We start from the raw sequence: 24296 nt of genomic DNA on the forward strand, positions 1-24296 counted from the left end.
GAAACGCCACCGCTTCCTCACCCCTTTCGAGGTATTCTTTCACCACTCACGCGTTGCACTTCGCGGTTGAATCCGCCGCTAATCAGAACCCGGGGCAGTCAAGCCTTCATCCCGGTCTGAATTAGGATCCGGTGGCAATTCAATATCCAAAACCACTCCCATTTCAGCAGCGGTGGATGCAACCACCCTGGCCTGACGCACATGCCCGTCCTCAAGAAGCACTTCCACCATCCTTCTCATGTAATCCGGGTCATCTTTACTGGCTCGGGTAGCAAGTGCGTAGATCTGGTCTGCCAAGACCTGGTCTCCCACATGCACAATCACGTACTCACCGAATTGGGCATAGCTGTATGCGGGAAACCCTACCCGGTTGAACATGGCCAAGAATGCATCCACCAGTTTGTCATCATCCAGCGGAACATCATTGAGTCGGTTGCGCAGCAATCCGAACATGGCATGGGTGGTATCGGGGGTGATCGGCTGGGTGTTGAGCTTTGCTATCAGTCGATCCCACCATACCGGATACACCGGCCGTCCCGCACGGGTGGCCACCAGGAGCAAACCCTGGTCGCTGACGATGGAGCTGCCGGGCAAGAGTGAGCCACGCTCGAATTCGCGCATGGCGAAGTCATTGAACGGCGAATTGGAATAACCATCTGCCATCCCGGAATAGTAGGTGGCAAGGTCAGCGCTGGCTCGGGCGGAATGCGGGTTCTTGTCGGCCAGGTCACTGGCAAGATGAAGCTGATCGCCCCAGGTGGCTGCACGAATCACGGTCAAGAACAACGCCATCACGCACAACAGCACCGCGCCCCCCCACTGTGCGGCGAATTTGTCCCGTACAGGCAGTTTCAGGAACAAGGCAGTCAGTGCCAGTAACACACCCAGCAGGGCGAAGTAATTGCGATGCTCGAAGACCAGTTCCAGAGCAACCACATTGCTGGTGATCGCATGAGCGGCAAAGAACAACAGGACGCCAAACGAATAAAGTGGAGCGCGCTGGCGCAGCGCAAATGCAGATGTCAACAGGCCCGCAAGGAACAGCGCACTGAGCAGCGTGGTGGCCGGGCTGAACAGGCTTGTGGATACGGTGTAATTATCGTAATAAAACGGCATCGAAGACGGCAAAGGCAGAACGATTTGCCATAGATACGTGCACAACACCCGGAGCTGGGTGAACAGGCGCTCGGCGGTGTTAAAGTTACGGCCAGTGATTGTTTCCGGGCTCCAGTAGTGCGGCAGCACCACAAGGAAGAACACCAGAATGGCGATGGAGGTCGATATTCCAAACCCCCATCGCCACAAACGGGCAATGGAGGCCTTCCGAGCAGCGAACCCCAGCACGCTCAGCTCCAATGCCAAAGCAAATGCTGGGAATAGCACCGCCGATTCCTTCGAGGCCCAACCCAGCAAAACCAGCGGAATACAGGCCAACAGCCAAGGCCAGCCCGGTCTGCCTTCAATCTGGTTGATCCGGCCGCGCAGATACGTCAGCAGCGCGGCCAGCACAAACGTGATCGAAAGCGTCTCCATGCGTTGCACCACGTACAGCACGGAAGACACCTGGAGTGGATGAATGGCCCACAGCAATGCGACCACACCTGCAACAACGACGGGGCTGGGCAACATCGCAGTTGTGGTGCTTGCCCCAGACAGCCGCACAGGGGTCTGAGGCGCCGCCTGCTGCACCACACGGCGGACGAAGGCAAACACCAGGAGGCTGTTGATCAAATGGACTAGCCACCCGACCAGCTTGTAACCCCAAGGATCCATGCCGTGGATCGCATGGTTCAGGCCAAAGCTGAGCATTACCAGGGGGCGGGCACCAAAGGTTCCGCCAGGTTCAAACGAGGTTGCGGCTCGCTTGAGCGATTCGGCATCCACGGTTTCTATATGAAGACGAGGATTCTCGACCAATGCAGACCAGTCGTCGAAAATGAAACCGCCGCTCAGGCCCGGCCAGAAAGCAAGGCCCACAACCAACAAAAGAAGAGCGCACCACGCGCGCGCATCGAACAGCAGAGACTTTTTCATCCAGCTTCACTCAGGCCAGGTGTCGCTGCCGTCAATACCGGCGGGGTAGTGTCCCCTCCCGCCGCATCACAGGCAGTGATTGGGTTTGTATTTGTCCGGGGTGCCTGCCGCCACCTGGCATTGCCATTGGCCAGAGCTGGTCCGAACCAGACGCAAGATTGAGCCGTGGATGGGCGGCGCACCGCGCACCGTACAGGTGATCTCGCCCGTATCCCCCGGCGTCAGCGCTATCGTACTACAGCGCGGCGTGCTGGCTGGAAGACCGACATCGGCAGGGGTGGCACTGGCGACGCTATCGGCCAGGAGGCGGGATTCGAACATGGTTTTCCCAGCGGCAATTTCGGCCAGAGCGCTGGTGAGCTGCGCCTTGATGGTGTAGTTCTGGTAGGCCGGCAACGCGATAGCCACCAGGATGGCGATGATCGCCACCACGATCATCAGTTCGATCAATGTAAAGCCCTGGTTCTTCATCTTTTATCCCCCAAAAAGAATCGACTCACCAAAACCCTCGAAACCTGCTGCAAAGAGAAAACCCCGCCGATGGGCGGGGTTTTCAGGTTCAGGCAAGGCAGGCAAGCACCTGTCACTCAACTGTCCAGCGTGCTTGCCCAAGCCCGCACATCATTAGCCGCAACCGTTTGGCTTGTGCTTGTTAGCTGCGATATTCGAGGTGCACGGCCACTGGCCGCTGCCACTGCGCGTCAGCGTAACGGTAGAACCGTGGACACGCGGGTTGCCGCGCAGGGTGCAGGTAATCGTTTGGCCGTTGGCGGCGTTCCAAGCACCGGCCGCAGCAATAGTGCTGCAACGCGGCGTGGACGCAGCAAGACCGATATCACCCACAGCAGGAGTACCGGAACCATTGACACCAGACTGGATACCCTCTTCAAACGCGGTCACGCCACCACGAATGTCAGCCAGACCAGCAGTGGACTGCGACTTGGCGATGTAGTCCTGATAAGCCGGCAGCGCAATAGCGGCCAGGATGGCGATGATCGCAACCACGATCATCAGTTCGATCAAGGTGAAGCCCTTCTGAATCGTCTTCATGGGAAATTTCCTCTTGGAAAACATATGGATAGGTTAGCTAACTGCCTAGGTGCTCGGACTGGGCTCTTGCGCCTTGTCCTTGGCCGGGAGGCCAGACGTTGCACCGGCGGGATCAATGTAGCAGGAAGCGTGCCAACGGTGGTTTTGCATGTGCTGATACCGGGGAAGCATGTGGCAGTTCACAGTTGTGACAGACCGCAGGACGCGTATGGAGAAGCCGTGGGTGATGGGGGTCACACAGTGACGTTTGGGGTCCAGACAGGTGCGTGTCGTGATGTGTCACATTGTGACGTGGATGGGCGGATGGTGGGGTGGTGCCGTTTTGCATGGAGTGTTGCCGCGACCACAGCATAGGTTGGCGGTGAGCGCATGCGAACCCCAACGCGTGGAACCCGGCAGGCGATGCGCGGCGGTGGATTGGGTACGGTGGCGGTGCTGCTTTGCTGTCGGGCATCGCTGCGCTCAGCCCGACCTATGCGGTTTGGCTGGATCAGGAAGTCGCGCCCATCTTCGATGTGTGCTCCTACCGGAGATGGGGTGGCGTCTGGTTCATATGTCGGATCCGCTGCGCTTGATCCGACCTACCGGGGTGTTGCGTGGGTGGGTGGTTGTCGAATGTGGGGCACTGCATGCCCATCAAGCATCAAGTGTCAGGTGTGGTTTCGTTGATGCCCAGGTGCTGTATCACCACCGGCGGCCGGTTGGGGAACTGCGCTACGAGATCGAGCCTGCCACCCATGCCTTCCACGTAGTGACGCAGGGTTGAGAGCAGCATGTCACTGCGCTTTTCCAAGCGTGAGATGGTGTCCTGACGGACGCCAAGGGTGGCTGCCAATTGCTCCTGGGTCTGCTGCGCAGCCCGGCGCAGGTCTTTCAGCGTGGCCAGTTCCATGGCGCGATCTTCCACCCGCTGGCGGCGTTCTTTCGGCATTGCGGCCATGATGTCATCGAGTTTTTTTGCCATGGCCATATCTGTCTGTCGTCGCACCTGACTCCAGTTCAGTATGTCGGATCCGCTGCGCTTGATCCGGCCTACGCCCTGCATAGGTTGGTGGTGAGCGGAGCGAACCCCAACATCGGGAAGCCGGCAAGTTGTGCGTGACGATGGGCTGGATATGGTGGCAGTGTTGTTGTGCTGTCGGGCATCTCGGCGCTCAGCCCGACCTATGCGGTTTGGCTGGATCAGGAAATCGCGCCCATCTTCGATGTGCGCTCCTACCGACCTGATTAGCCCCATCCCTCAGCCAGCCGTCTCAGGATATGAGACGCCGCTGCGAGACGATGCCCCCGCCGAACACGCAGGAGGAGGGACATGGGCATCAATGTCGTGCAGTTCCAACACGGGTTGTCGATGAACGAGTTCATCCAACGCTATGGCACCGAGGCCAAGTGCTACCGGGCCTTGTATCAGTGGCGTTGGCCGCAGGGGTTTCGTTGCCCGAAGTGCGAGGGCCGAGCCCGCTCGCGCTTCCGGCGTGGAACGACGGTGTACTACCAATGCCGCGCCTGTCGCCATCAGACCACGCTGACCAGCGGCACTTTGCTCGCCTCCACCCGATTGCCGCTGACCACGTGGTTCCAGGCGATCTACCTGCTCACTGCGACCAAGACCAACATGGCGGCGCTGGAGCTCATGCGCCACCTGGGGGTGAACTACAAGGCCGCCTGGCGGCTCAAGCACAAGATCATGCAGGCCATGTTGGAGCGGGAAGAACCCAGGAAACTCAAGGGTTTCGTACAGATCGACGACGCCTACCTGGGCGGTGAGCGCAACGGTGGCAAGCCCGGGCGCGGATCGGAGAACAAGCAGCCCTTCCTCATCGCCGTACAGACGGACGAGAACCTGGAATACCCCGTCTTCGCCGTGATCGAGCCTGTGAAGGCGTTCGACAACGCGTCGCTCCGGGACTGGATCGAGCGCCGGCTGGAACCGGAATGCGAGGTCTATACCGATGGCCTGGCCTGCTTCCGGCAACTGGAAGAGGCCGGGCACGCGCACACCACGTTGGTCACCGGCGGTGGTCGCGCCGCGACGCAGGCCAAAGGCGCGTGTTGGGCGAATGTGGTGCTGGCCAACGCCAAGCGTGCCATCAGCGGCGTGTACCACGCGGTGCGTCAGGCCAAGTACGCGCGTCGCTACCTGGCCGAAGCTGCGTATCGCTTCAACCGCAGATTCCGCCTGCGCGACATGCTGCCACGGCTGGCGACGGCGCTGACGCGCTGCAAGCCTTGTCCGGAGCGGGTTCTGCGCTTGGCGAACAACTTTCATGGCTGAGGGATGGGGCTAATCAGGCCTACCGAAGATGCGGTGGGCGGTACAGGCCGGCTTGCATAGGTTGGCGGTGAGTACATGCGAACCCCAACACCAGAAGACCGGGCCGACCACGTCGGAATGTGGGTATCTGGTAATGTGGGTTTCTGCAACCCGAGGAGCACTGCATGAGCCGTTTGACCATTGATATCAGCGATGAGCAGCATCAGAGCCTGAAGATAATGGCCGCGCTGCAAGGCAAGACCATCCGGCAATTCGCGTTGGAGCGGCTGTTTCCTGCCGATACCGGCGATGATGCGGCCTGGCAGGAATTGAAGTCATTGCTTGCTGCCCGTATCCAGGCGGGCCAAGCAGGCAAGGTGTCCAGCAAGAGCGTGGCGCAGGTTCTCGATGAAGAGCTGGACCGCAGCGAGTGAGCGCCTATGTGTTGACGGATGACGCAGAAGCGGATCTGCGCTCGATCATCCGCTACACGCGCAAGACCTGGGGTGTGGATCAGGTGCGGCGCTATGTGGCTGCGCTGGAACTGTCAATGGCACGGATCGCCAACGGTGAAGGCGGCTTCAGCGATATGAGTTCGCTGTATCCGGGACTGCGCATGGCGCGCTGCGGGCATCACTATGTTTTCTGCCTTCCACGCAAGGGTGCACCTGCATGGGTGGTGGCGATTCTGCATGAGCGCATGGACCTGCTGGCGCGGGTACCCTCCCAGCCGTCCGGCAGTGCCGCCAGTTGCGGTGATACCGCATCGGCGTACAGGCCAAATCGTTCGGCAAAGGCTGATTCCGGGCCAAGTTCACGTGCGATTTCCGAAGCTCGCCCAGGATCAAGGCGTGGATAGAAGTCCACGTCGATGGACATCACCATGCGTGCCGGGGGCGCCAGCGTGGACGCCAGTACGGACAGGCTGCCAATGACGACGAATTCCTTGTGAGCGGAGATCCTGCTCGCTTCGACGAGCAGTTCCCCAACCTTGGCAAGATGAGTGCTGCCGCCGTCAGTCTTGTTGCTGGGCAAGATTCAGTACCTCGCGGTACTTGGGCTGGCTGAAAGCAAACCCGAACGGGGAGTTTTGCACGAGCGCATTAGCTTGATCCCCGCTCAACATGCTAGGGATGTGTGTAGCGGGGTGCGCAAGGATTCGCCGCCAGGTGCGTATGTAGTAAGGACTGGCAATACCGCTGTCTTCCCAGGTCTGGATGCGCGCCAGCGCGCGCTCGATCAACTGGGCGTGTGCTGGCTCGTCCAACTGTTCGATGTCCCGGGCGAGCATGCGGTGAACTTCCCGCAACCCTTTGTACCGCGCTTCCGATTGCCTGATGGCCTCGCGCCGGGCTTGGACGTGACTGCTTGAAGGCGGAGTGGGACAAGTCATGCCGGCAAGGATAGCGCAGGATGGCGCTGCCGCAATCGGTGCATAGGTTGGTGATGACTTCATATGTCGGATCCGCTGCGCTTGATCCGGCCTACGCCCTGCATAGGTTGGTGGTGAGCGGAGCGAACCCCAACATCGGGAAGCCGGCAAGTTGTGCGTGACGATGGGCTGGACATGGTGGCATGTGTTGTTGTGCTGTCGGGCATCGCTGCGCTCAGCCCGACCTATGGTGCTGCATAGGCTGGTGATGAGCACGGGCTTGATCTGGGGGGGGCCCCAACACGTGGAATCCGGCTGATTTCCGGGACACTGCGGCTTGCGGTTTTTACGGAATCGGCCGAACATACACACATCAATGTGTTTACATGGAGCCAGTCATGAGCACGATGACTACAAGAGTGTTCAACAATGGCAACAGCCAGGCGGTTCGCATCCCCGCCGCGTTCCGGCTGGATACTGATCGCGTTGCCATATCCCGCAATGCGCAGGGGGATCTGGTGCTGCATCCGCTGCATCCACAGCGCGGTGAGGCGCTGTTGCAGGCGTTGCGAGCTGTGGCGGAAGCGGATGAAGGATTCATCGCCGCGCTGGAAGAGGACCGCCAGGCCTCTGCACCCGCTCAGGAGCGCGAGCCGCTGTGATCTATCTGCTGGATACCAACATCCTGATCTATCTGATCAAGAATCACCCGCCATCGGTGGCACAACGCATTGATGCGTTGCCGCAGGAAAGCGCCCTGGGCATGTCATTTGTCACCTGGGCGGAGTTGCTGCAGGGTGCCGAGCGCAGTGTTCGACGGGAAGATGTGTTGCATCGATTGGATGCATTGGCGCGACAAGTGCCGGTGCGGTATCCGTCAGGGCCGGCGATCTGCCGCCACTATGCGACGCAGGCGGCACGGTTGAAGACTGCCGGCACACCGATTGGCGGCAACGATCTTTGGATAGCCAGCCATGCCTTGGCCGAAGACGCCACGCTGGTGACCCACAACACCCGCGAATTTCAGCGCATCACGGGGTTGCGGGTAGAGGATTGGGCGGTACCGTGACGGGAAGTTGATTGCGTTTTCGGTGTGATTTGTGGCGTGAAGGGAAAGCCCCATCGCGGGCGAGCCCGCTCCCAGAAAAAACTGATAGGTGTGATGGGTGGCTGGATGCGGTGGCGTCTGGTGCTTATATGTCGGATCTGCTGCGCTTGATCTGACCTACGGGGTGCTGCGTTGGTTGGTGGTGAGCGCATGCGAACTCCAACACGTGGAGCCCGGTAGACGATGCGCGGCGGTTGGCTGGTCTGGTGGCGGTTAGTGGCTTGCTGTCGGGCATCGTTGCGCTCAGCCCGGTCTATGTGGCTCTTCACACAAGGCCAAGGGTTGGCAGCCAGCGATGATCCAGCTGTGGAGCCTGTCATCGCTTCGCAGTAGAGTTCCGCCATCCAGCCTTTGCGAGACTGTGCGATGAGTACGCCCAACCCTGCCCCCAATCTTGTCGGTATCACCGGCATCACGCGCCGTCTGGTGATGGATGGTGCCCTGGGCGAGGCCGATGCGCGCAAGGCGCAGGACGAGGCCACCAAGGCCAAGAAGGCGCTGCCGCTGTGGCTGGCGGAGAAAAAGCTCGTCACTGCCGCGCAGATCGCGGCCGCCAATGCGGTCGAGTTCGGCATGCCGCTGTTCGATCTGACCTCGCTGGATCTGAAGCAGGCGCCGACCAAGCTGGTCTCCGAGCAGACCATGACCACGCATCAGGCGATGCCGCTGTTCAAGCGCGGCAACCGGCTGTACGTGGGCATCGCGGACCCGACCAACACGCGCGGGCTGGACGAGATCAAGTTCCAGACCAACTTGTCCACCGAGGCCATCCTGGTGGATGCGGACCAGTTGCGTCGCGGCATCGAACAGGCGCTGATGGCCACCGAGGAATACGATCCCGGTGGTGAAGACGATGATGGTTTGGAGAATCTGGACTCCAGCACCGGCGAGGACGACGACGATGCCGCTGGCGGCGTGGATGCCAAGGGCGATGACACGCCGGTGGTCAAGTTCGTCAACAAGATGCTGGTGGATGCGATCAAGCGCGGCGCTTCGGACATCCACTTCGAGCCGTACGAAAACGAATATCGGGTGCGCTTCCGCATGGACGGCATCCTGCGCACCGTGGCCAAGCCGCCGGTCAAGCTCAATCCGCGCATTTCCTCGCGCCTGAAGGTGATGAGCGGCCTGGACATCGCCGAGCGTCGCGTGCCGCAGGACGGGCGCATCAAGTTGAACCTGTCCAAGACCAAGTCGATGGACTTCCGCGTCAGCTCCTGCCCGACGCTGTTCGGCGAGAAGATCGTGCTGCGTATCCTGGACGGCAGCGCAGCCAAGCTGGGCATCGACATGCTGGGCTATGAGGACGATCAGAAAAAACTGTTCATGGATGCCATCGTCAAGCCCTATGGCATGGTGCTGGTGACCGGCCCCACCGGCTCGGGCAAGACGGTGTCGCTGTACACCGCGCTGAACATCCTCAACACCGATGAGCGCAACATCTCCACGGTGGAAGACCCGGTGGAAATCCGCGTGCCGGGCATCAACCAGGTGCAGCAGAACAACAAGCGCGGCATGACCTTTGCCGCCGCGTTGAAGAGCTTCCTGCGGCAGGACCCGGACGTGATCATGCTGGGCGAGATCCGCGACCTGGAAACCGCCGAGATCGCGGTGAAGGCGGCGCAGACCGGCCACATGGTGTTGTCCACACTGCATACCAACGACGCGCCGCAGACCATTTCGCGCCTGATGAACATGGGCATCGCGCCGTTCAACATCATCTCCTCGGTGACGCTGGTGATCGCCCAGCGCCTGGCGCGGCGCCTGTGCCAGCACTGCAAGAAGCCGATGACGCTGCCGGACAACGCGTTGCTGGCCGAGGGCTTCACCCAGGCCCAGATTGATGCGGGCGTGACGATCTTCGAAGCCGTGGGCTGCGACCAGTGCAACGAGGGCTACAAGGGCCGCACCGGCATCTACCAGGTGATGCCGCTGACCGAGGAGATCCAGGCGATCATCCTGGAAGGCGGCAACTCGATGCAGATCGGCGAAGCCGCGCAACGCTCCGGCGTCAACGACCTGCGCCAATCCGCGATGCGCAAATGCGCCGCCGGCATCATCAGCCTGGTGGAAGCGAACCGCGTTACCAAGGATTGATGGGCGCGCGGCTGCGCGCTCCCCACGAACCTATGCAGAACCCCGCAGGTCGGATCCAGCGCAGCGGATCCGACATTTGAGCACCAGCCCCATAGGTCGGGCTGAGTGCCTGGCAGGCAATCGCGCCCATCTGCGATGTGCGCTCCTACAGGATTTTCCGTGGTCGATACGGGCCGACATGCATAGCCCGCATAGGTCGGGCTGAGCGCAGAGCACCTGTTCCATAGGTCGGGCTGAGCACAGCGATGCCCGACAGACGTAGGTCGTAGGTCGTAGGTCGGCTCAAGCGCCGCAGGCGTGGAGCCGACAGTGGCTTGCCGGAATGAATCGTCGGCTCCACCGCTTCGCGGCTTGAGCCGCCCCATGGTGGACTACAACACCGGGCAGTAGCTATCCCGGCACCCGGCTTCCAGATGTTGGGGTTCGCATACGCTCACCACCAACCTATGCAGCACCCCGCATGTCGGATCAAACGCAGCGGATCCGACATACGCGCACCAGACGCCACCCCACCTTCGGTAGGAGCGCACATCGCAGATGGGCGCGATTTCCTGATCCAGCCAACCTTCATAGGTCGGGCTGAGCGCAGCGATGTCCGACAGACGCAGGTCGTAGGTCGTAGGTCGTAGGTCGTAGGTCGTAGGTCGTAGGTCGTAGGTCGTAGGTCGTAGGTCGTAGGTCGTAGGTCGCAGGTCGTAGGTCGTAGGTCGCAGGTCGGCTCAAGTGCCGCAGGCGTGGAGCCGACAGTGGCTTGCCGGAATGAATCGTCGGCTCCAACGCTTCGCGGCTTGATCCGACCTACGGTGGGCTACAACACCGGGCAGTAGCTATCCCGGTATTCGGCCTCCCGATGTTGGGGTTCGCATGCGCTCACCACCAACCTATGCAGCACCCCGTAGGTCGGATCAAGCGCAGCGGATCCGACATACGCGCACCAGACGCCACCCCATCTTCGGTAGGAGCGCACATCGTAGATGGGCGCGATTTCCTGATCCAGCCAACCTTCATAGGCCGGGCCGAGCACAGCGATGTCCGACCTATGTAGTGTTGCTCACTCAGGCGGCCAGTGCCGCACATCGCAGTTTTGCAGGCAATTGTCACGCATGTGCGCCAAACTCCTGAACGGCGTGGTAATGTTGCCATAGGCGAAGCTGGCGGCAGGTGCCGCCGCCCTATCAGGGGCAGGGCGAACGCTTCGGTTGCTCACCACACTAGAGGTCGGAGGGGATTCCCGCCATGTCTGCCACACGCGCTGCCGCCAAGGCCGCACCACGCAACCCGAATCCGTTGCAGCCCTTCATCTGGACCGGTGTCGACAAGCGCGGCACCAAGATGAAGGGCGAATCGCTCGGCAAGAACGCCAGCCTGATCAAGGCGGAACTGCGCAAGCAGGGCATCACGCCGAACATGGTCAGGGCCAAGCCCAAGCCGCTGTTCGGCCAGGCCGGCAAGACCATTTCCGCACGTGATATCGCCGTCTTCAGCCGCCAGCTCGCGACGATGATGCAGTCCGGCGTGCCACTGGTGATGTCGTTCGAGATCATCTCGGGGGGACAGCAAAATCCGCGCATGAAAGCAATGCTGGACGATATCCGCGCCAGCATCGAAGGCGGCAGCACACTGTACGAGGCCATCGGCAAACACCCCATGCAGTTCGATGCGCTTTACCAGAACCTGGTGAAGGCCGGTGAGAGCGCCGGTGTGCTGGATACCGTGCTGGACACCATCGCCAACTACAAGGAAAACATCGAAGCGCTGAAGGGCAAGATCAAGAAGGCAATGTTCTACCCCATTGTCGTTTTTGCGGTAGCAATTCTAGTCAGCGCAATCCTGCTTTTGTTCGTTGTTCCTCAGTTTGAGGATGTATTCAAGGGCTTTGGTGCGGACCTTCCAGCATTCACACAGATGCTGGTCGATATGTCCAGATTCATGACCAGCTATTGGTGGCTACTGTTGCTCATCCTTATAGGATCTATTTTTTCTTTTATCCAAGCCAAAAAACGCTCCAGAAAATTCGCACATTTCCTTGACCGTGCAATTTTGAAGGTGCCTGTTTTCGGCGAACTCATGAAGAACTCTGCCATTGCACGCTTCGCGCGCACTTTGGCAGTGACGTTCAAGGCTGGCGTGCCGTTGGTGGAGGCGCTGGATATCGTTGCTGGCGCCACCGGCAACATCGTCTACGAACAGGCAACACTGCGCATCCGCGACGACGTTTCAGTGGGCTATCAGCTCAACACAGCGATGAAACAGGTGGATGTGTTCCCGCACATGGTGATCCAGATGGCCGCCATTGGTGAAGAGGCCGGTGCACTTGACGATATGCTGATCAAGGTGGCCGAGTTCTACGAGCAGGAGGTCAACAATGCGGTGGATGCCCTCTCCAGCTTGATTGAGCCGATGGTAATGGTATTCATCGGCACGCTCGTGGGCGGCATGGTGATCGGCATGTACCTCCCCATCTTCAAGCTCGCATCGACCTTGGGCTGACGTGTTTGCACTTCTAATGGAATACCCGGCGCTGGCAATTGCCAGCGCCGCTGTTTTGGGGCTGCTGGTTGGCAGTTTCCTGAATGTGGTGATCCTGCGTCTGCCGCTGCGGATGCAGTGGCAGTGGGAGCGCGACAGCCGCGATGTGTTGGGATTGGAGGTTGAGGCAGAGTCTCCCTCCTCACCCGAACCATCTCCCCCACAAGCTGTGGAGATGGAGACATCGCCGCCGCCGGGCATCGTGGTGGAGCGTTCGCATTGCCCCAAATGCGGCCACCAGCTTTCCGCGTGGGAAAACATTCCGCTGATCAGCTATCTGATGCTGGGCGGCAAGTGCCGTGGCTGCAAAGCGAAGATTTCCTGGCAGTACCCGGCGGTGGAGGCGCTCACCGGGCTGCTGTTCGCGCTGATCGTGTGGCGTTATGGCGTTACCTGGCAGGCCGGCGCGTTGCTGGTGGCGACGGGTTATCTGATCGCTATGTCCGGCATCGATGCGCGCACTACGCTGCTGCCGGATGTGCTGACGCTGCCGCTGCTGTGGTTCGGCCTGCTGCTGAGTCTGGGGCCGGTGTTCGTTTCGCCCGGCGATGCGATCCTGGGTGCGGCGGTCGGGTATCTGTCGCTGTGGAGCGTGTACTGGGCCTTCAAGTTGCTGACCGGCAAGGAAGGCATGGGCTATGGCGATTTCAAGCTGCTGGCCGCGATCGGCGCGTTCTGCGGCTGGAAGGCGATCCTGCCGGTGGTGCTGATGTCCTCGATCATCGGCGCGATTGTCGGCGTGCTGCTGATCACCATCCAGGGCCGCGACCGCGCCACGCCGATCCCGTTCGGCCCGTATCTGGCCGCCGCCGGCTGGGTGCAGATGTTCTACGGCAAGGATCTGCTGGCGGCGTATCTGCGTTTCATGGGTGGTTGACTGCGGCAATCGGCGTCAAGACGTTGGGGTTCGCTACGCTCACCACCAACCTATAAAACCAAGAGCGCGCACCCCTTGATCGACGCAGCCACCACATAGGTCGGGCTGAGCAAAGCGATGCCCGACAGCGGGATGCGCTGCCATCAGCCTTCCGGCGGCAGCAGTTCCATCGCCATGACGATGGCGTCTTCGCGGCGGCCGTTGTGGTCCGGGTAGTAGTTCGGGCGGCGGCCGATTTCGTTGAAGCCCAGGGATTCGTAGAGCCGCTGCGCAACGGGGTTGGACGGGCGCACTTCCAGGAAGACACGCTCGGCACGGTGCCAGCGCGCCAGATCGATCAGCCGCTGCATCAGATGCCGGCCATGACCGTGGCCCTGCTGCCAGGGCGCGACGCAGATGTTGAGCACATGCGCTTCACCGGCGCCGGCCGAGAGCACGCCGTAACCGATGATGTCGCCGTTGCTGCGCTCCAGCACCCAGCAGCCGTGACCGGCCAGCAGGCAATCGCGGAAGATGCCGGCCGTCCACGGGTAGGGATAGGCGGCGGTTTCAATCTGCATCACCGCTTCCAGATCGGTGCTGCGCATGGCGCGCATCGAGGTATTGCCGGTCCGGGCCTCGTCGCGCGTGACGGCGTTCATCACGAGCCGCCCTGCAATCGGCGTCGCAGCGCGCGCAACATCGGCCAGGCGATGCGTTTTTCCAGCGGATCGCGCAGGCGTGCCAGTGCCGCCACGCGGGTGGAACCTGCCGGTGCGCCGGTGCCGAAGGCCAGGATGGGGAGATTGTTGGGGCTGGATGCGTGGGTGGTGGGATCGCCTGCGCTGGAAGTTTGCCCCCTCACCCCAACCCTCTCCCCCGCGCGCGGGGGAGAGGGTGCGGAAGCGGCTTCGAGCGGGCTGCTGGGTGATGCTGCTGGGGTGAGGCGGGCAGCTGGCGCTGATGTTGAACCATCCGATGCCATCACCAGCGCCTGCTCCGGCATCGCGCCGACACTGCGCAGCACATCCTGCAGCAGTCTGTGATGCGGGCCGCTCAATGCGTCCGCTTGCGCATCGGCGAACCACAGGCGCAGGCGCGGGCCTTCGATAGCCGTATCGCGCACGTCCGCCGCATGAGTTGAGGAAGCCTGCGCGGCGGCGTGTTGCACAGGGGATGTCCAGGCCTCGCCACCGCCCTGCCCGGCCGTGGCCTTCGGAATGGTCTGCGCAGATGCAGCCGAAGTTGCAGGGGCAGGGGCAGGAACCGGCACGGGCGGTTGCTCCTGCTCGACGCCGCGCAATCGCAGCGGCTGCAAACCCATGGCGCGCAGGTGGCGGAGACGGTCGGGTGTGGGCAGGTGTTGGACGGACATCAGCGGATTTTCGGTTCGGTATCGGTGGCCGGCTGCGAGACGCGTTCGACCAGGTCCTGGAAGAATTCGGTCTGGATCTGGTCCAGTGCCAGCCCGATGGCCCGCACCGAATCGGCCACGCTGTTGCCCTCTGCCGGCAACTGGCGCTGGTAGCGGCCGATCACCCAGGGACGACCACCACCGGAAGGATCGGCGCGCAGCACCAGCGCCACCGCAACCTGCCAGCCCTCGCCGGTATCCACGCGCTCCAGCTGCGCGATGCGGCCACTGATCTGCAACGCGTCCATCTGCGCCGGCAGGCGATCAGCCACCACGCGGGTGATGCCCAGTTCGCGCAGGCTGCCGAGCAGACGGCGCTGCAGCAGACGCACCGGAGGATCGATCCAGAGCTGGTAGTGATAGGTGCGCAGCCGGCCGCCATCGGCATCGGGCGAATAAATCAACGCGCGGTCCGAATACAGGCCGTCGGCGCTGAACGGTTCCACCGTGATCGGCAGTTCGATCAGCGGCGCGGGCAGGCGCTGCACCGGCGCGGCGTCGGGCAGGCGGTAATAGGTGGTTTCCGGCAGGCCGGGCGCGCTGGCGCAGGCGCCCAGCAGCAGGAGCAGCGCGAAGGCGGCAAGCCACGGCGCCAGGTTCGGAAAACGTGCAGGCAGGCGGATCATCGTTCCTCCACGTCGTCGGCCTTGGGGCTGAACAGCAGGCGGTTGGGATTGCGGCGGATCTCGCGGCTGAATTCGTCCAGATTGCGACTGGAGGAATCCAGATGGTGCGCAACCGCATCCATGCGCTGCGCGATGGTGCTGACCGCATGTTCCAGATCGACCACGATCTGGCGGATTTCCGGGCGGTTTTCGCCCAGGGTTTCGTGCATGGTCAGGATCAGGCTGCGGGTCTGGGCCTGGGTCTGCTTGAGTTCGGCGGTGACCTCGCGCAGATCAGCCAGGGTGCCGCCGACCGCGCGCCGGTTGTCCTCGCCGAGCAACTGATTGACGTTGTCGGCGGCCTGGTTCAGGCGCGCCAGCAGCGCGTTGCTTTCGCTGACCAGACTCGGCAAGCCGGAGTCGATTGAACCGGTGATCGAATCCAGCCGCGTGGCCAGGGTTTCGACCAGCGGACGGATGCGGTCACGGGTCAGCACGGTGAGTTCGTCAGCCAGATCATTCATCGCGGCGAATACGTCGCCGCCCGGTTCGGCCGGCAGCTCCGCGCCTTCGGGCAGCATCACGCCACTGTTCCCGCCACTGATCGCGACCCGCACGTCGGCCAGCAAGCCGCTGGCCTGCAACTGCGCCACGCTGTCGGCCGGAATCGGCCAGTCGTGGCGCACCGCCAGTTCCACCCGGTAGCGTGTTTCACCCTCGCGCTCGGGCACGACATCGGCCACCTGCCCGATACGGAACCCCTGATACAGCACCGGCGCGCCGAGCCGCACGCCGGTGACGTTGTCGAAATAGCTGTGGTAGCGCACCGTGCCGCCGCTGCGGCCGGTGATCGTCAGCAGGGTCAGGAACAGCAGCCCGAACCCCACCACCACGGCCAGACCGACGAGCACATAGTTGACGTTGTCGCGCTTCATGGACGCTCCATGGCGGCAATGAGCCTGGGCACGTAGTGTGGCGTGCCCGGGCTGGTTCTGTCATGCCGGGTCACGCCGGAAGCACCCACCGTGCCCGCAACCGCCGTGATGTGGAGCCGCTTCCAGACATCCTCTCCGCCGCCGCGCCGCGTTCAGTCACGGCTGTCGGCGCTTTCAAACCCGTTCTTGAAGATTTCCGGTTCCAACGGCACCCGCGTCGGCCGCAGGCACCACTCCAACAGGCGACCGGTATCGCCGCTGGCATTGTCCGAAACCTTCAATGTCCAGGTGCCGGCCAGACCCAGACCCTCGAAGCCGGCCAATGCCTCGAAAGGCTGATAGCTGGCACCGGGGATATAGGCTGAATTGCCGGTCGCACAATCGTTCTGGGCACTGCGCACTGGCTCGCCGTCATCGAACACCAGGTCCGGATTGTCACCGCTGCATCCGTAACCGCTGGAACCACGACCGGGCCGGCTCAGCAGGGTGACGGCGGTATCCGACTCCTCATGCGTCAACGTCACGACAAGATCGCCGGTCCAGGTGTGGTTGGAACGGAACGCCACATCCAGATCGCTGAGCACATGGCCGCCAGCGAGCGTGACCGAGGAAGCGACGCCGACGGCGCTGTTGTCCGGAATGGCCACGTTGGGTGACAGACAGATCAGCTCCTGCGTGGTGAACTGCGCCACCTCCGCGTAATCACCCGCACCACAGGCATTGAGCGGCCGCACCCGCCAGTAATACCGGGTGCTGCTGGCCAATGACGTGGACACGGTATGGCTGTTGCCTTCCACAACCCGGCTGTAGACGATGTTGGAAAACACTTCATCGGTGGCGATCTCCACGTTGTAAGACTCGGCCTGGGCGGCGTCCATCCAACTCAGGTTGGGCATCAGCGACACATCCTGTTCACCGACAGCCGGCGCCAGCAGCACCGGCACCCCGGGCAACGCCGTGCTGACCTGCAACGTCAATGGCAGTGCTTCGGCGCCGGCGGCATTGACAGCGAACCCGTAGCTTCCCGCTGCAAGACCGGCGGTATCGCCAAGGCTCAGCGTGCTGCCTCCGGGCACCACGGTGACAGGATTCGGATCGAAGCTGGCGCTGGTGCCCGCCGGCGCATCCGCGACGCTCAGCGACACTGGAGCTTCGAACGCGGCACCCAGGCTGATCTGGTACTGCGCGACATCGCCGGCACAGATCGCCTGCGACGGCGCCGGTGTGCCGAGGAGGCTGCACGAGGCTGGAATCGCGAAGCCGTTGGTGGCGGTCCGACTGTGCGGGCCGGAAGTCGATGCATCCACACCCAACCCGAAATCCGCGAACGCCTGCCACAGCCGGCACACATCCTCACCGTTGTAGGGTTCGGCGGCGGCCGCCGCCTGCAGGATGCCGTCTCGCACGTTGATGAAGCTGGGGCTGCATGCGGTGTTCTTCAGCCCTTCGATTGAGTAGTACATCGCCCGGATGTTGCCCGCATCCGCCGCAGTGCCGGTGAAACTGGCCAGGCCCGGATCGTAGCCGTGCGCATCGATCAGCGCCCAGGTGGCGTACCAGTACGCCTGCGCCCAGCGCGATCCGACCCCGTGCGGAACCGCCGCGCCGCCGATCGAGGCGTAGGTCCAGCTGTTGGAATTGGGCTCGGGATTGCCGTCGTAGCGCTCAGCGCGGATCCCGGGACCGCTGGGCGGCTGGCCCAGCACATAGGTGCCGATGCCACGCACGCGCGCCGCAGCGCTGGTGTCATGCGGATGGGTGAAATACAGCGCCCACCAGTCCGAAAGACCTTCACCGGGCTGCTGATCATTGCCCAGGCAACTGGTATTGGACGGCCCACCGACCAGGCGATTGGAAATGCCGTGACCGTATTCATGCGTAATGATGCCGTTCTCGAAATCACCATCGCGCTGCGGACTGGTCTGGTCCCACAGGAACATCTGCATGCGCGGCTGCTGCCCATCCGGTGGCGTCCAGAAGTTGGCGTTGTTCATGCGCTCCCCGTCCTGCGCTTCGGCATTCACCGCATCGCCACCCAGGCCACCGCGACCATAGTTGTTGACCTGGAAGTTGCCGCTGACTTCATCGAAACCGAAGGCATAGGTGACATCGTGGATGACGTTGTTCATGTAGAACAGGTTGGCCACCGCCGCCGCTTTGTAGCTGCCGGGCTGCGCCGTCAGATCCAGCACAAACGTGCAATTCAGTGCAACGCCACAGTCCGGAGAGCCGTTGGGGTCGGGTTGGTCGCTGGCGCTGGTATCGGTATAGGCGTAGACGTTGTTGCCGCGCGTGATCGTGTATTCGGCACCGGCGGCTGCGTTGGTGTCATGCCAACCGAAGGGCGAGGCCAGGGTCAGATGCGGATCGCTGAGCCGCACGCGGCCATCGGCTGGCGCCGGCGGGTTGGCATGCGACGGACTTTCAACCGGCACCCCGAACACGTCGTAATCGGCATCGGCGGCCCAGCTGATGCGGGTCCAGACCTCGCCGGTATGCGCATCGACGTTGAAGTCGGCCACATCACTGCCATCGGCCAGCCACAGCGGGAAATTCCATACCAGGCGGACCTCGCCGGGTGCTACCGGCAACAGCATCAAACCGGCTTCGATCGGCTTTTCCGACAGCTGCGGCGCGTGCAGTGTGGTGATCTGTCGGACCGAGGCGGTGCGGCTGGTGTGGCTGATCGGGCCGACCACGCGTTGCAGTTGCAGGGCTGCGGACACCACGGCCTGCTGCGCATCCAGCGCCGGCCGGGTGTGGTTCACTGCCAATGCGAGGCCGGGCACGAACTGATTGTTGAGTGACAGGATGCTGCCGTCGCGATCGATGTTGATATGCAGTTGGCCGTTGTAGACCGGCAGGCCCTGATGCATCTGCCGCAGATACAGATGGCGGATGCCGCTGGCCGCGCTCGGAACATCGTCGGTGATCTCGAATTCGGTCATGTCGGCAAGGCCCAGACCGAGTGCGTCGATATTGTCCCGCACGAAGGCCAACGCGGTGTCCTTCACATCACCGCCCGGCGCCGGACCAGTCAAATAGCCCACGCGGCTGGACAGCGAGCGCGTGGCACCGGTCACCGGATCGATCTCCACCGCCAGCTCCGGCACCGAGAGGCGCAGTTCGCTTATGGCAGCCGCCTGCACACCAGCCGCAGCCCGGGGAACTGCGTCGGAAGACATCGGACGCGCATCGAAATGGCGTGCGTGCTTGGTGTCGTCCCGCTCGGTGAATGCCAGCGCCGGCGTTGCCAGCAGGGTGAGAATGCAGAAGGCAAGAGCGCTACGTTGCAGCGGACGAGACAAGACGGACATGGAGCTTCCTGAACGATGGGCAATCGGTCGATTCTGTCACAGTGGCCGCATCACGCAATACGCAGGGCAACATCACCCGCTCCATGCCACGCGGATCATCAAACTGAGTGCTCAGGCTCAGGCTTCCTCTTCGGTCAAGCGACGCAGGTAGTCGTCGACGTTGATTTCGACTTCGCGCGGGCGGCGGTTGAGCAGGTCCTGGATGCGTTCGTTGTCGGAGGCGCGCACGGCGGCGGCGGTGCCGGTCATCAATACCTGGCCCTGATCGAGCACGGTGATGGTGTCGGCGATCTTGAAGGCCGATTCCAGTTCGTGCGTGACCACGACGATGCTCATGCGCATGGCGTCGCGCAGTTGCAGGATCAGTTCGTCCAGTTCAGCCGAGACCACCGGATCCAGCCCGGCGGAGGGTTCGTCGAAGAACATCAGCTTCGGGTCCATGACAATCGCACGGGCCAGCGCCGCGCGTTTGACCATGCCGCCGGAAAGCTGGCTCGGCATCAGGTCCTGGAAGCCGCCGAGGTTGACCACTTCCAGCTTGAGCCGGCTCATGATGCGGATGGTGTTTTCGTCCAGATTGGTGTGTTCGCGCAGCGGCAGCGCGACGTTGTCGCCCACGCTCATCGAGGTGAACAGCGCGCCGCCCTGGAAGCTGACGCCGATCTTGCGGCGCAAGGCCAGCAGTTGCTGCGCGCTGGCGCGAGCCAGATCCACACCGAGCAGCTTGACCGTGCCGGCCCGCGGCCTCTGCAGGCCGATCAGGTGCCGCAGCAACGTGCTCTTGCCGGAACCGGAGCCGCCCATGATGACGCGGATCTCGCCAGGCTCCAGGCGGAAGTCGATGCCGTGCAGGATGCGGCGGCGGCCGTACCAGGCTTCCAGGCCGGAGACTTCGATCAGGGCCTCCGCGTTCGCGGGGGCGGGAATGGGGAGTGGGGAATCGGGAGTCGGAGGGACGTTATCAGGCATTTTCAGGCTTCCACTCCGTCGTACAGGTGCGGTGCAAACCATCCGACACAAACCGTATCAGCCATCGCCGCCGCCTCAACGATTCCCCATTCCCCACTCCCCATTCCCGGCCCTACCTATTCAGGAAAAACGAAAACAACATGTCCGCGATCACCAGCGCGCTGATCGACAGCACCACGGCGCGGGTGGTGGCGCGGCCGACGCCTTCGGCGCCGCCGCTGACGGAGAATCCAACGCTGCAGCCGATCAGCGTGATCAGCATGCCGAACACCACGCTCTTGGACACGCCTTCCCAGATGTCGCGCGGTTCCAGCAGGTCCAGGGTTTGTGCCAGATAGCCATAAAGGCTGATGTCGAGCGGTCCCATCGAATACAGCCCGGCGCCCAGGATTGCGACCACATCGGCCATCACCGTGAGCACCGGCAGCATCACCAGCATCGCGACCAGCGCCGGCGCCACGAGGTAGCGCACCGGCTCGATGCCGATCGCCGACAAGGCATCCACTTCCTGCGACACCACCATCGAACCCAAACGGGCCGCCAGCGCGGAGCCGCTGCGCCCGGCCACGACGATGCCGGTGATCAGCGCGCCGAATTCGCGCGTGATCGATTTGGCCGAAGCCACGATCACCTGGCTTTGCGCACCAAACTCCGACAGCGCGGCGATGAACTGGATGCCCAGCATCACGCCAATGGTCAGCGCCAGCAGGCAGACGATGGGGATCGCGTCCACGCCGACCTGTCGCATCTGTTCGAACACCATCTTCAGCCGTACCGGCTGGCCGCGGCGCCAGCCCCAGCCCATGAACCACAGCGATTCCAGCAGCAGCATCGCGCCGTGGCCCAGGCCCGCGATGGCGGCGCTGACGCGTCGCCCGATGCGTTCCAGCGGCGCCAGCACCAGATCCATGGCTTCAGCCCGCCTCCTGCGCATCACGGATCTGGAAGACCTGGTCCAGCCGCGCCAGTTTCAGCACCGCCAGCACCGGTGCGCTGACCGACACCAGTTCGAACGGCTGGCCTTTGCCGCGTGCGTTCTGGAAGCCTTCGACCAGCGCCGCGATACCGGAGGAATCGATATAGCTGACGGCGGAAAGATCCACCGCCACGCGCGGCGCGCGGGTCAGCGCGTCGAGCACTTCGCGCCGCACCTGCGCCGACCAGGACAGATCGACTTCACCGCCCAGCGCCACCACGGCGGTATCCCCTTCGATGCGTGTACTGCATTGGCTCATCACGTATCCCCGTGTGTCTGTGCGTCGTAGCCGGCCGGATCATGCGCCAGCCGCTTGCGCATGAGGAAGCGGTTGCCGGCGCTGTCCTCGCGCGGGCGCAGCTGCCAATCATCCATCAGGCTGTCGATGAAATTCATGCCCAGCCCGCCGGGGCGGCAATCGGCCAGATCACGCGGGCCGATGCCGGCCGGGTCGCAGGGTGGGGCCTGGTCCAGCAGCTCGAACTCCAGCGTCTCGCCGTCGCGCCGCAGGAGCAGTTCGATGTGGCCGTCCTGATCGCCATCGTAGCCGTGGCGGATGATGTTGGTGCAGGCCTCGTCCACCGCCAGCACCAGCGCTGATCGCAGTTCGGCATCAACGCCCGCGCGTGCCAGCGCCGACACCAGCGCGCGGCGCATCGCGGCCAGTTCGCCCGGTTGCGCCGGGAAGATGCGGTGCAGCAGGTGTTCGCCATCGGCATCCTGCGGCAGATCGCCGGAAATCAGCATCAGGGTGATGTCGTCGGTGACACCCATCGCGCGCAGGCGCCGCACCATCGCGCGCAGCCGCGCTTCGGGCACGCCGTCGCCCAGTTCGCCGATCAGCTGTTCAACCCCGTCCACGCCCAGCGGCTGGCCGCCGGCATCGCGCACATCGGTGACGCCGTCGGAGAACAACAGCAGGCTGGCGTGGTGCAGGCAGGTTTCCTGTTCGGGAAACACCATGCGGCGCAGGATGCCCAGCGGCGGGCCTTCAGCCGGGAACTGTTCGATCCCGCCTTCGGCATCGACCCGCAGCAGCGGCGGGAATCCGGCGCTGGCCCAGACCACACGGCGCGTGGCCGGGTCGTAATGCCCGGCCACGGCGCAGACGAACATGCCCGGCGCGATGGCCTCACCCAGCTCGTCGTTGACGCTGGCCAGCCAATCCGACGGCCGCAGGCCCTCCTTGCCGGCCCAGCGCAGCAGACTGGCGCAGCGCACCATCAGGAACGCGGCGTCCAGCCCCTTGCCGGCGACATCGCCGACGGTGAAGGCGATACGGCCATCGGGCAGGTCGAAGAAGTCGTAGAAGTCGCCGGAGATTTCCTGCGCTGCCAGATTCAGCGCGCGCAATGGATAGTTGCCACGGCGGCGACGTGGCAGCAGCGAGCGTTGCAGCCGGCGCGCCATGCCGAGTTCTCGCTTGATGCGGTTCTGTTCGACCAGCTCGCCGGCCATGCGCGCGATATTGAGCGCCAGCGCCATCGGCGCGGCCAGCAGCAGCAGCGCGGTGCGGTCTTCATCACCGAACAGCTGGCCGCCGCGCTTGTTGATGACCTCGATCGCGCCGATCACACCCTGCGCGGTATTCAGCGGCGCGCACAGCACGCTGCGCGTGACGAAGCCGGTCTGGGCATCGACCTTGCCGGCGAAATCCGGATCGGCATAGGCGTCGCGCACCATCTGGCAGGCATTGTCGGCCACGGTGCGCCCGACGATGCCCTGCCCCATCGGCACGCGCAGGCCGAGGATATCGACCGGCCCCTGACAGGCGCGGCATTCGAGCACGCCTTGTTCGGCATCGACCAGGAACACGCTGACCGCTTCGGCATCCAGATAGCGCGCGACATAGGCGCTGGATTCGCGCAGGGTGCGCTCAAGATCAACCGAGACCGCCAGCTGCTGGCTGACTTCGGCCAAAAAGGCCAGCAATTCGGCCGGCGGCAGCGGCGCCGCAGCTGGATCCTGCACCGCGCTGCCGGCCTGCGCGTTCATCCACCGCTTGCAGGCGGCGTGGCGCGCCCGCGCTTGATCCGGCCCCAGATCCAGCCCACCGGACCGGACAACAGGTACAGCGTGGAACCGGCCAGCAGCACGCGCGCGGTGTCGATCGCCAGCAGCAACAGCAGGCCCAGTGCCAGCAACACCGTGACGAACGGCACCCGACCACCGAACGGCAGGCTCTTGAAGCTGGTGTAGCGCACCCGGCTGACCATCAGCAGACCGGCCACCACCGTCACCCCGAGCGCCAGCCACGGCACTTGCGCACCGCTCATATTGAGGCGGCTGTCCAGGGTCCAGATGAAGGACATCATCACCGCCGCAGCGGCTGGACTGGCCAGACCGATGAACCAGCGCTTGTCGACCACGCCTACCTGGGTATTGAAGCGCGCCAGCCGCAACGCGGCGCAGGCGGCGTAAAGGAAGGCCGCGGCCCAACCGATCTTGCCGGCCACAGGCCCGGAGAACTGCAGGCTCGACAGCGACCAGTGGTACATCACCAGCGCCGGCGCCATGCCGAAACTGACCAGATCCGCGAGCGAGTCGTACTGCACGCCGAATTCGCTCTGGGTGCCGGTCAGACGTGCAATGCGCCCGTCCAGTCCGTCCAGCACGGCGGCCACGAACACCGCGATGCTGGCTTCGGAGAAACGTCCCTGCGAGGCCGCGATGATCGCGTAGAAACCGGCAAACAGGCCGCCGGAGGTGAACAGGTTCGGCAGCAGATAGATACCGCGACGGCGTGGTGTGGATGGGATTTCCGGGTTGTCCATGGGCAA

Annotated in this window: 23 protein-coding genes; 8 read left to right on the forward strand and 15 right to left on the reverse strand. The window is 63.1% G+C overall.

Annotation, left to right across the window (positions count from 1 at the left end; translation table 11 throughout):
* Positions 1-78: 78 nt before the first annotated feature.
* From WDB66_RS10120 to WDB66_RS10135, 4 genes are all read right to left on the reverse strand, one after another.
* Positions 79-2034 (reverse strand): hypothetical protein, encoded by a 1956-nt coding sequence (locus tag WDB66_RS10120; RefSeq protein ID WP_339398455.1) that lies wholly within the window; start codon positions 2032-2034, stop codon positions 79-81.
* A 66-nt stretch (positions 2035-2100) separates the two neighbouring features.
* The gene (locus WDB66_RS10125; RefSeq protein ID WP_339398456.1) at positions 2101-2505 is read right to left on the reverse strand and encodes a pilin; all 405 of its coding nucleotides are present in this window, start codon (positions 2503-2505) and stop codon (positions 2101-2103) included.
* A gap of 153 nt (positions 2506-2658) precedes the next feature.
* Positions 2659-3084 carry a pilin gene (locus tag WDB66_RS10130; protein ID WP_339398457.1) on the reverse strand — a complete coding sequence of 142 codons (426 nt, stop codon included), beginning with the start codon at positions 3082-3084 and terminating at the stop codon, positions 2659-2661.
* 643 nt (positions 3085-3727) lie between these two features.
* A complete protein-coding gene (locus WDB66_RS10135) occupies positions 3728-4048 on the reverse strand; it encodes a helix-turn-helix domain-containing protein (RefSeq protein ID WP_339398458.1) in 321 nt (106 codons plus the stop codon).
* 348 nt (positions 4049-4396) lie between these two features.
* Between WDB66_RS10135 and WDB66_RS10140 the strand changes: the two genes are divergently transcribed.
* From WDB66_RS10140 to WDB66_RS10150, 3 genes are all read left to right on the forward strand, one after another.
* A complete protein-coding gene (locus WDB66_RS10140) occupies positions 4397-5359 on the forward strand; it encodes an IS1595 family transposase (protein ID WP_339398459.1) in 963 nt (320 codons plus the stop codon).
* A gap of 164 nt (positions 5360-5523) precedes the next feature.
* Positions 5524-5772 (forward strand): antitoxin, encoded by a 249-nt coding sequence (locus WDB66_RS10145; protein WP_339398460.1) that lies wholly within the window; start codon positions 5524-5526, stop codon positions 5770-5772.
* 8 nt (positions 5773-5780) lie between these two features.
* Positions 5781-6197: a type II toxin-antitoxin system RelE/ParE family toxin gene (locus tag WDB66_RS10150; protein ID WP_489670854.1), complete on the forward strand. Its 417-nt coding sequence runs from the start codon at positions 5781-5783 to the stop codon at positions 6195-6197.
* Between the two features lie 156 nt (positions 6198-6353).
* Here the strand turns inward: WDB66_RS10150 and WDB66_RS10160 are convergent, their stop codons facing one another.
* Complete coding sequence (locus tag WDB66_RS10160) at positions 6354-6629, reverse strand: hypothetical protein (protein ID WP_339398461.1); 276 nt, start codon at positions 6627-6629, stop codon at positions 6354-6356.
* A gap of 479 nt (positions 6630-7108) precedes the next feature.
* On the opposite strand from WDB66_RS10160, the gene WDB66_RS10165 reads away from it, so the two are divergent.
* The 5 genes from WDB66_RS10165 to WDB66_RS10185 all read left to right on the forward strand — a co-directional run bounded on the left by WDB66_RS10165 (position 7109) and on the right by WDB66_RS10185 (position 13321).
* Positions 7109-7372 carry an antitoxin gene (locus WDB66_RS10165; RefSeq protein ID WP_339398462.1) on the forward strand — a complete coding sequence of 88 codons (264 nt, stop codon included), beginning with the start codon at positions 7109-7111 and terminating at the stop codon, positions 7370-7372.
* On the forward strand, positions 7369-7779 hold the full coding sequence (locus WDB66_RS10170; RefSeq protein ID WP_339398463.1) for a type II toxin-antitoxin system VapC family toxin: 411 nt from the start codon (positions 7369-7371) through the stop codon (positions 7777-7779). The genes WDB66_RS10165 and WDB66_RS10170 overlap by 4 nt, the downstream gene beginning before the upstream one ends.
* Before the next feature lie 405 nt (positions 7780-8184).
* Positions 8185-9915, forward strand: coding sequence for a type IV-A pilus assembly ATPase PilB (gene pilB / locus WDB66_RS10175; RefSeq protein ID WP_339398464.1), 1731 nt, complete (start codon positions 8185-8187; stop codon positions 9913-9915).
* Positions 9916-11151: 1236 nt separating this feature from the next.
* A complete protein-coding gene (locus WDB66_RS10180; protein ID WP_339398465.1) occupies positions 11152-12405 on the forward strand; it encodes a type II secretion system F family protein in 1254 nt (417 codons plus the stop codon).
* Positions 12406-12421: 16 nt separating this feature from the next.
* Positions 12422-13321 carry a prepilin peptidase gene (locus WDB66_RS10185; protein WP_339398568.1) on the forward strand — a complete coding sequence of 300 codons (900 nt, stop codon included), beginning with the start codon at positions 12422-12424 and terminating at the stop codon, positions 13319-13321.
* Positions 13322-13464: 143 nt separating this feature from the next.
* Here WDB66_RS10185 and rimI read toward each other — a convergent pair whose 3' ends face one another.
* The 10 genes from rimI to pssA all read right to left on the reverse strand — a co-directional run bounded on the left by rimI (position 13465) and on the right by pssA (position 24290).
* Positions 13465-13962, reverse strand: a complete 498-nt coding sequence (gene rimI, locus WDB66_RS10190) for a ribosomal protein S18-alanine N-acetyltransferase (RefSeq protein ID WP_339398466.1) — start codon at positions 13960-13962, stop codon at positions 13465-13467.
* The gene (locus WDB66_RS10195; RefSeq protein ID WP_339398467.1) at positions 13962-14675 is read right to left on the reverse strand and encodes a hypothetical protein; all 714 of its coding nucleotides are present in this window, start codon (positions 14673-14675) and stop codon (positions 13962-13964) included. The genes rimI and WDB66_RS10195 overlap by 1 nt, the downstream gene beginning before the upstream one ends.
* Positions 14675-15340: an ABC-type transport auxiliary lipoprotein family protein gene (locus WDB66_RS10200; protein ID WP_339398468.1), complete on the reverse strand. Its 666-nt coding sequence runs from the start codon at positions 15338-15340 to the stop codon at positions 14675-14677. The genes WDB66_RS10195 and WDB66_RS10200 overlap by 1 nt, the downstream gene beginning before the upstream one ends.
* Complete coding sequence (locus WDB66_RS10205) at positions 15337-16254, reverse strand: MlaD family protein (protein WP_339398469.1); 918 nt, start codon at positions 16252-16254, stop codon at positions 15337-15339. Before WDB66_RS10205 ends, WDB66_RS10200 begins: the two co-directional genes overlap by 4 nt.
* 152 nt (positions 16255-16406) lie before the next feature.
* On the reverse strand, positions 16407-19571 hold the full coding sequence (locus WDB66_RS10210) for a M36 family metallopeptidase (protein WP_339398470.1): 3165 nt from the start codon (positions 19569-19571) through the stop codon (positions 16407-16409).
* 117 nt (positions 19572-19688) lie between these two features.
* Positions 19689-20540: an ABC transporter ATP-binding protein gene (locus WDB66_RS10215; protein WP_339398471.1), complete on the reverse strand. Its 852-nt coding sequence runs from the start codon at positions 20538-20540 to the stop codon at positions 19689-19691.
* A gap of 112 nt (positions 20541-20652) precedes the next feature.
* The gene (locus tag WDB66_RS10220; RefSeq protein ID WP_339398472.1) at positions 20653-21450 is read right to left on the reverse strand and encodes an MlaE family ABC transporter permease; all 798 of its coding nucleotides are present in this window, start codon (positions 21448-21450) and stop codon (positions 20653-20655) included.
* 4 nt (positions 21451-21454) lie between these two features.
* Positions 21455-21775 carry an STAS domain-containing protein gene (locus WDB66_RS10225; protein WP_339398473.1) on the reverse strand — a complete coding sequence of 107 codons (321 nt, stop codon included), beginning with the start codon at positions 21773-21775 and terminating at the stop codon, positions 21455-21457.
* A complete protein-coding gene (locus WDB66_RS10230) occupies positions 21775-23511 on the reverse strand; it encodes an ATP-binding SpoIIE family protein phosphatase (RefSeq protein WP_339398474.1) in 1737 nt (578 codons plus the stop codon). Before WDB66_RS10230 ends, WDB66_RS10225 begins: the two co-directional genes overlap by 1 nt.
* Positions 23508-24290, reverse strand: coding sequence for a CDP-diacylglycerol--serine O-phosphatidyltransferase (gene pssA, locus WDB66_RS10235; RefSeq protein WP_339398475.1), 783 nt, complete (start codon positions 24288-24290; stop codon positions 23508-23510). The genes WDB66_RS10230 and pssA overlap by 4 nt, the downstream gene beginning before the upstream one ends.
* Positions 24291-24296 lie beyond the last annotated feature (6 nt).

The sequence above is a fragment of the Denitratimonas organivorans genome (genome assembly GCF_037478135.1).
Classification (GTDB): Bacteria; Pseudomonadota; Gammaproteobacteria; order Xanthomonadales; family Xanthomonadaceae; genus Denitratimonas.